The sequence below is a fragment of the Candidatus Saccharimonadales bacterium genome (assembly GCA_035945435.1).
GTDB lineage: Bacteria > Patescibacteriota > Saccharimonadia > Saccharimonadales > DASZAF01 > DASZAF01.
Window position 1 is genome coordinate 1 of record DASZAF010000007.1, and the last position, 7434, is coordinate 7434.

General features: G+C 53.8%; 7 protein-coding genes. 6 read left to right on the forward strand and 1 reads right to left on the reverse strand.

Going from position 1 to position 7434, the window contains the following annotated elements:
- On the reverse strand, positions 1-371 hold a 371-nt coding region (locus VGS28_00930; protein HEV2412350.1), incomplete at its 3' end, for a hypothetical protein.
- Between the two features lie 306 nt (positions 372-677).
- Here VGS28_00930 and VGS28_00935 point away from each other — a divergent pair.
- The 6 genes from VGS28_00935 to VGS28_00960 all read left to right on the forward strand — a co-directional run bounded on the left by VGS28_00935 (position 678) and on the right by VGS28_00960 (position 7314).
- Entirely contained in the window at positions 678-1349 is a 672-nt protein-coding gene (locus VGS28_00935) for a hypothetical protein (GenBank protein ID HEV2412351.1), read from the forward strand.
- A 218-nt stretch (positions 1350-1567) separates the two neighbouring features.
- Positions 1568-2776, forward strand: coding sequence for a hypothetical protein (locus tag VGS28_00940; protein ID HEV2412352.1), 1209 nt, complete (start codon positions 1568-1570; stop codon positions 2774-2776).
- Between the two features lie 131 nt (positions 2777-2907).
- Positions 2908-3894 carry an ATP-binding cassette domain-containing protein gene (locus VGS28_00945; protein ID HEV2412353.1) on the forward strand — a complete coding sequence of 329 codons (987 nt, stop codon included), beginning with the start codon at positions 2908-2910 and terminating at the stop codon, positions 3892-3894.
- Positions 3891-4679: an ABC transporter permease gene (locus VGS28_00950; GenBank protein HEV2412354.1), complete on the forward strand. Its 789-nt coding sequence runs from the start codon at positions 3891-3893 to the stop codon at positions 4677-4679. Before VGS28_00945 ends, VGS28_00950 begins: the two co-directional genes overlap by 4 nt.
- Before the next feature lie 68 nt (positions 4680-4747).
- On the forward strand, positions 4748-5662 hold the full coding sequence (locus VGS28_00955; protein ID HEV2412355.1) for an ABC transporter ATP-binding protein: 915 nt from the start codon (positions 4748-4750) through the stop codon (positions 5660-5662).
- Complete coding sequence (locus VGS28_00960) at positions 5662-7314, forward strand: hypothetical protein (GenBank protein HEV2412356.1); 1653 nt, start codon at positions 5662-5664, stop codon at positions 7312-7314. The genes VGS28_00955 and VGS28_00960 overlap by 1 nt, the downstream gene beginning before the upstream one ends.
- Positions 7315-7434 lie beyond the last annotated feature (120 nt).

Genomic DNA, 7434 nt, shown 5'->3' on the forward strand with positions numbered 1-7434 from the left:
CCTGGCGATGCCGCGTTGAGTAGGGTCTGAATCGCTAAAGTATCTCGCGCTCCAGTTGTATCCCCGGTAGGGCCAAGCTGACTGGCATATGATGGGGTCGTCCAAGCTGCCGTAGTGGTGCCGGTGGCACCCAGTATCTGCCCACTACTTGGAGCGTTACTGATGCTAACCCCGTTGATCTTGGCGACGGTGGGGTTTGGGTAGCTTCCACTTAGATCGCCTAAGGCAGCAGTTCCGGATATCAAGGCTCCTGCTTGTTGGAGAGCAGAAGACTGCAGTGTGCCGTCACCATTGAGAGAAACTTCAAGAAAGTCGTTGAGGATTGTCCCCCAAGTGCCGTTGTCTCCTCCCTGAACCGGTAGTCGTGCCATAGTTTTTTGTCTTAATTCCCCCCAATAAGTTTCAGCACTTATAAGCATACTGATCAGTTTCAGGGTAAACAATACATGGTCAGGGTGTTATTGACAGAAATTGGTAGATGACCTCTTATAGCGATATGCATTGTATGACACTAATCACAGCTATCAAGAAAACTATATTTACAAAGATTTATTATATTTTGCAATATCACGCCTCTCAAGAAGCTTATGGCTATAGTATTGACAATACTATAAGGTATGGTATAGTGATATCAACACCAGAGGTGGTGAAAGATTAAGGAAGGAGAGGTTTTCGACATGAGTACGAAAAGCATCCGAACAATTGTTAGCTCAACTATCGTCGCAGGTGCGCTGGCTATTTCTGTAGCCGCTCCGGCATTCGCCTGTCATCCTGTCGGCGTTATCCAGAAACAAGTTAAGGACGTTACAACTGGCAGCGCGTTGGTTGAGGCAAACTCAGACAGCACTGCTCTTAGCGTAAATGAGGGTGACACCCTTGAGTACGTTATCACCATCGGCAATAACGGCGTTGCCGGCGACAACGGTCTCGGTGACATGGTCAAGACGGTTATGACCGACACCCTGCCTACGGGCGTCCAGTTGACCAGTAACCCGAGCGAAACGACTATCACCAACGACGTTGGTACGGTCACAGTCGGCCAGAAGGTCACCCTCAGTTACGAGGTTAAGGTAACCTCAAACCAGGATGGCGCATTCTTGACCAACAAGGCCTGTTTCACTGGCAACAATAAGAATAACAACGACCCCCAGAGTGGTTGTGACGTGGCTATCGTCAAGGTAAGTGTACCTCCGACCCCTACCCCAACTCCTACGCCAACGCCAACCCCTCCGGCTCAGAGCTTACCGACCACCGGTATCTCAAGCCTGGCTCCGGTCTTCGGCGCCATCCTGCTCGGTGCGAGCGTCTACCTAGTGGGTATCCGACGCAAACTTCTTAGCCGAGCCTAAGAAAAACGACCAATAAAACGAGACGAGCCTGGTGTTAACCGGGCTCGTTTTCAGTTCAAAAAAGTGCCGTGCCCGCCGGCACGACTAAAGTTGCGCCCTGACAGACACGGCCTTTTGTCTTAAGGGCTTTTTATTTTCTACCTTTAAGCATAAGCCATTCTGTTGAAATGACAAGTCGCGAAGTCGATTTTACGGGGATAAAATGCTATCTTTAAGAGATGAACGGCAAAAAGGCCTTCACGGACAGATTAGAAGCAACCCGCCACAAGATTACCTCCGATCGTTCCAGTCTACGGATTGGCGGCGATAGGCCGATTATGGTGCCGGAGGCCACCACTAAAGCCAACCCGTCGAAGCGGATCGTCTTTATCGTCACCGCCACTCTTGTCTGCAGTCTTATCCTCGCCAGCCTTATTCGTGAGCTCGTCCATATCTACTGGGAGTCAGCAACTCCTATCCCGTCAGGCACTCACGTTACCCAGAATGGACCAACGATCCTGCCATTTTCAACCTCTGGGACTATCTACTTTATTTCCGGCTTCAACTCTATCGCTGCTATGAAAGCGAACGGGGCGGTGCCCGAAAGCGTCTATACCCTGTCAGGCGGTTACCAGTCTCAAGGACAGATCACCAGCCTGAACGTTCTGCCAAATGGTAGCAAGATCGCCTTTACCTATAGCCAGGATACCGCCTCCAACCTTGGACGAAGTTGTATCTTTAGCCTCAGCGCAGGTAGCACCAAGACCACCAGCTTAACGCCTGGTTGCACAACGACAGGTTCATCGGATGACGACTCCCAACCCGTTCTCTCGCCCGATGGCAAGACGGTCTACTTTCTCTCGTATGGACGAACAGGCGGTCCAGGTATCTTTAAAGAGCCGATCTCGGGTGGTTCGGTTACGCTCGTGGTCGCCTTGCCATACCTTAACCCGACCACTAACCAGCCGATACTGCTCAGTTCACTAGCCATCTCACCTAACGGCAAGACTCTTGCCTTTCCTTACTTCAGGAGTTCGTCGCTCGTCCCCTATCTCTACACCGTGGGCACGGACGGCACAGGCCTGATACAGGCTTCATCTTCGCCCGCCTACGTCGACGAGGTCGATGGCTGGTCACCAGACGGCCAGTCGCTCATCGCAGTCACTGGTAGTAATAATAACTACCTCCGGATACTGAGTGCCGGAAGCGGAGCAGTCACTCGCACTCTAGCCACAGCTAGCAACGTCCAGGCCTTCGCCAAGGCAAGTTGGTCACCAGACGGCAAATTAGTAGCCTACGATCTAAATGGTTCACTCCAAAACTACAATATCTTTCTCATTTCCAGCACGGGTGGCACCTCGTACCAGATTACCGACATCGGACGGAATCAGATCCCAGTTTGGGCCAATCAATCTTCGCCACCACTCGGTGGGGCACCACTCAACTGAAATCAGGGCCGACTTTCTTGACAAACAGATAGCAGACACGAGATTATAAGAGAGAAGTAGTGCGGAATGTATGACATGACGTACCGACGCCAGTCAAAAACCGCACCTAAATGAGGGGTAAAGAAGCACCTATGGCATATTCGTTCGAAGTAAAAAACGTCGTTAAGCACTTCGGTGATGTGAAGGCTCTAAACGGCATCTCATTAAAATCCGAGGAGGGGACTGTCTTCGGCCTGCTCGGACCAAACGGGGCTGGTAAGACGACATTGGTTCGTATCCTGAGCACCCTTCTCCAACCTGATCACGGATCGGTTAAGGTCCACGGGATCGATGCCCTGAGAGAGCCGGAACGGGTCAGGGAGACGATCGGCCTGGCCGGGCAATATGCCGCAGTCGACGAATTCCTAACTGGTTACGAGAACGTCTATATGGTCGGTCGTCTTTACCGGCTCAGCCACAAGGAATCGGCCAGACGAACCAAGGAGCTACTCGAGCAACTTCATCTATCTTCAGCCGCCCACCGACCAGTTCGAACCTATTCTGGAGGAATGCGCCGCCGATTGGACCTTGGAGCCAGTCTGGTTGGTCGTCCGAAGATCCTCTTCCTCGACGAGCCGACCACCGGCCTCGATCCCAAGACCAGAATTGATCTCTGGAACATCATCCGCGATCTCGTCAAAGAGGGGACCTCAATTCTATTGACCACCCAGTATCTCGACGAGGCCGACCAGTTGGCGGACAAGATCGCCGTCGTTAACGAGGGTAAGGTGATCGCCGAAGGGACTAGTAGCGAGCTGAAGGCCCAGCTTGGTGGCGATATCGTCGAATTCGGCCTGACGAAAGCCAAGGATAAAGACAAAGCCCTATCAGCTGTGACCAAGCTAGCCAAGCAGCCACCAACCTTCGATGAGAACACGCTCGTCGTCAGGGTACCGGTAGCCAACGGAGCTAAGCATCTGATGGACATCGTCCAGGCGCTTAACAACGCTAAACTGACCGTAGCTACTCTCTCCCTCCACCAGCCGTCGCTTGACGACGTCTTCCTGGCACTGACCGGTGAGAAAGCTAAAGACACGACCGTCAACAAGCGGGACACCAAGAAAGGAGGCCAGCAATGAGTAAGCGCAGTCTCCACTACACCCTTGTGGATACTTGGATGAGCACCAAGCGCAACCTCTATAGGTACTTACGGCTACCCCAGCTTCTCTTCTTCTCATCAGTCCAGCCGATCATGTTCCTGCTGCTCTTCAACTATGTCTTCGGTGGCGCTCTCGGCGGAGCAACCCACGTCCCAGGTGGTAAGTACATCAACTTCCTCTTGCCTGGTATCCTAGTCCAGATGGTCATGTTCGGTGGTGTTCAGACCGGTATCGGCCTAGCTGACGACATGAGCAAGGGGATGATCGATCGCTTCCGTTCGCTGCCAATGAGCCGGCTAGCCGTGGTAGCTGGGAGAACGTTCTCGGATGCGTTCCGGAACTTGGCGGTAATCGCCATCATGGTCGGAGTCGGTTACCTGATCGGCTTCCGGTTTACCCAAGGTGTCGGCGACGCCCTGTTGATGGTCTTCGTAGCGCTCCTCTTCGGTTACGCACTCTCGTGGGTATTCGCCCTCGTCGGTATGTCGGTTAGGGACTCCGAGTCTGCCCAGCTGGCCAGCTTTGTCCTCATCTTCCCACTTGTCTTCGCCAGCGCCGTCTTCGTACCGGTCCAGACGATGCCCAGCTGGCTGCAGGTCTTTGTCCGCAACCAGCCAATTACGTTCGTCGCTGAGGCAGCTCGTCACCTATCTGTCGGTACCCCCGATGGTGGCGCTACATGGAAGATACTCTTGTGGTGCATCGGCATTCTGGCAGTCTTCATACCACTTGCCTTAAAGCAGTACACCCGTCGTACTTCGTAAACCCTTTAACGTTTGGCTCTGAACAGATATAGTTGGGGTAGATTATAGGCGCAAAGGGGACACGGTACATGAGCGATCAGACAGTGCTAGTAACAAAGGGTCTGACAAAAAGATACGGTTCGCTGGCCGCTCTTGACTCACTCGACATTGAGATTAAGAAAGGTGAGATCGTCGGCTATCTGGGCCCAAACGGTGCCGGCAAGACAACGACGATTCGCTTACTGCTCGGCCTCATTAAACCAACCTCCGGCCATGCGGAGATCTTTGGACTCGACTGCCAGAAGGATAAGGTTAAGATTCACCGGCGCCTTGCTTATGTGCCCGGTGAAGCCTCTCTCTGGCCCTCGTTAACTGGCGAGGAGACACTCTATCTTCTCGGCCAGATTCACGGTCAGGTTGATCTCTCATACCAGAAAACGCTCGTCAAACGATTCCAGTTCGATCCCAAGAAGAAAGTCCGCACATACTCCAAGGGCAATCGGCAGAAGATAAACTTGATTGCCGCTTTGGCCACCCGGGCAGACCTACTGGTACTCGATGAGCCGACCAGCGGCCTCGATCCGTTGATGGAACAGGCTTTCAGAGAGAGCATTCTCGAGGCCAAAAAGAATGGCCAGACCGTCTTCCTCTCGTCGCATATCCTCGACGAGGTTGAGGCGCTCTGTGACCGGGTTGGGATCCTTAGAGAAGGCAAACTGGTTGAGATAGGGACACTTTCTGAGATGCGTCACCTCTCGGCCCTAACCGTCGAGGCTACCTTTGCCGGCAAACCACCTCAGATCAAAAAGATCAAAGGCGTCAGCCGAGTTAAGATCACCGGCCACCACCTCAGCTGTCAGGTCCAGGGGCCGATAGACGAACTACTGGCCGCTCTTGCCAAGGCGAAGCCAAAGTCGCTGATCAGCCGGGAGCCTTCGCTCGAGGAGCTTTTCCTCTCACTCTACGGTGACAAGGATATCCGCAACAGAGGAACTGAGGAGTAATGACCACCACAAAAGTAGTGACGCCAACCTTCAGACGCTATGGTTTACCCGGTACAGTGGTTGGCCGTTTTGTCTTCAGGCGACATATGAAGAGTTTCATCTTCGGAGGCCTCATCTTCGCCAGCTATGTCATCTCAAAGGCGAGTAGCTACATCTCCATCTACCCCACCCAGGCCGATAGAGTAAAGATAGCCGGGACGCTGGGTGGTAACGTTGGCATAGAGGCCATACTCGGGCAGGCCCACAACCTGGTAAGCATCGGCGGCTATATGGCCTGGAACTTTCTCTGTCTACTGGCAGCCGTAGGCGCCGTCTGGGGCTTTCTGACGGCCATCAGGGCACTGCGCGGTGAAGAAGACATGGGACGATGGGAACTTATGCTGATCGGCCAGACAACGCCACGTAAGGCTACTGCCAATGTCCTTGCCAGTCTCTACGGCGGGCTGATCATCGTCTACGCCTTTCTCTTGCTGGCTCTCGGGGTTATCGGCAGAACGAACGGGGCAGATCTGACAACCAGCTCTAGCCTCTTCTTCGCCCTAACACTACTCTGCGGCGCAATCGAGTTTTTGGCAGTCGGTGCTCTGATGAGCCAACTGATACCTTCGCGTGGCAGGGCTGCCGGTTACTCAGCAATTATTTTCGGGGTCTTCTACGGAATCCGAGTGGTCGCCGATACGACCAGCGCTCATTGGTTGCTCTACCTCTCGCCACTCGGCTGGATTGAGAAGCTGCAACCGATGTATGCCAGCCAGCCACTCTGGCTTCTGCCGATATTCGGTTTTGCGATAGTCCTTTGTACGACGGCCGTCTTTTTGGCCGGACGACGCGACCTCTACGATGCCATCTTTGCCGACAAAAGTACGGCCAGGGCCCGTCTGAATATGCTTAAGACGCCCCTTAGCTTTGCCATGCGACTGACCAGACCCGCCACGATCGGTTGGCTTCTGGCCGTGGGAGCGGTCGGTTTCGTCTACTCCCTGTTTGCTAAAGCGGCCAGCCAAGTCTTTAGCCAATCGGCTAGTTTTGAGCGCACTCTCAGCAAGATCGCCCAGACAGCCCAGCACGAAGTCACCCTGGCCTATATAGGCATCATCTTCCTGCTAGCCATGATCGTCCTACTCGTCTACGCGGCCAGCGCAGTCGGCAGGGTCAGAAACGATGAGGCCCTCAGTTATCTTGACAACCTGCTAGTCCAGCCGGTCAGCAGAATGCGCTGGTTCTGGGGCCGAGTCATACTGGTTATCGGAACTATCGTAGTGGCCGGCCTGATCAGCGGGTTTGCCGCCTGGCTCGGTATGTTAAACGAACACCTGGGCATATCGCTTCAAACGCTGCTGGGTGCCGGACTGAATATCGCTGCCCCTGCCATACTGGTCACCGGTATCGGCTTCTGTGCCTTTGGGATAACCCCAAGACTGACCAGTTTTGTGGTCTATGGATCTTTCGGCTGGTCGTTTTTACTGTTGATGCTCGGTGACGGACTCAAGCTCAACCACTGGCTACTCGACACATCGATTCTTTACCATGTCCCGCTGGCACCGGCCGTCAATGAGAACTGGACCACGAGCGCCATTATGATCTGCATCGGTCTCGTCCTCTGTCTGATTGGTGATCTCACTTTCGATCGACGTGACCTTCAGAACGAATAAGCCAGGCGCGCAGCTGACTTAGAGGCCAAGATCACGATCTCTCAGAAGCGCCAGAAGAACACCGTTAGTCCACCCGAAACCGTCTTGGAGCGGATACTCGCCGCCCCCGCTCGATTGCTC

What these genes read in the sequence shown, in the direction of transcription:
- VGS28_00935 (HEV2412351.1), top strand. Translation starts at nt 678, where the DNA reads ATGAGTACGAAAAGCATCCGAACAATTGTTAGCTCAACTATCGTCGCA.
- VGS28_00940 (HEV2412352.1), top strand. Translation starts at nt 1,568, where the DNA reads ATGAACGGCAAAAAGGCCTTCACGGACAGATTAGAAGCAACCCGCCAC.
- VGS28_00945 (HEV2412353.1), top strand. Translation starts at nt 2,908, where the DNA reads ATGGCATATTCGTTCGAAGTAAAAAACGTCGTTAAGCACTTCGGTGAT.
- VGS28_00950 (HEV2412354.1), top strand. Translation starts at nt 3,891, where the DNA reads ATGAGTAAGCGCAGTCTCCACTACACCCTTGTGGATACTTGGATGAGC.
- VGS28_00955 (HEV2412355.1), top strand. Translation starts at nt 4,748, where the DNA reads ATGAGCGATCAGACAGTGCTAGTAACAAAGGGTCTGACAAAAAGATAC.
- VGS28_00960 (HEV2412356.1), top strand. Translation starts at nt 5,662, where the DNA reads ATGACCACCACAAAAGTAGTGACGCCAACCTTCAGACGCTATGGTTTA.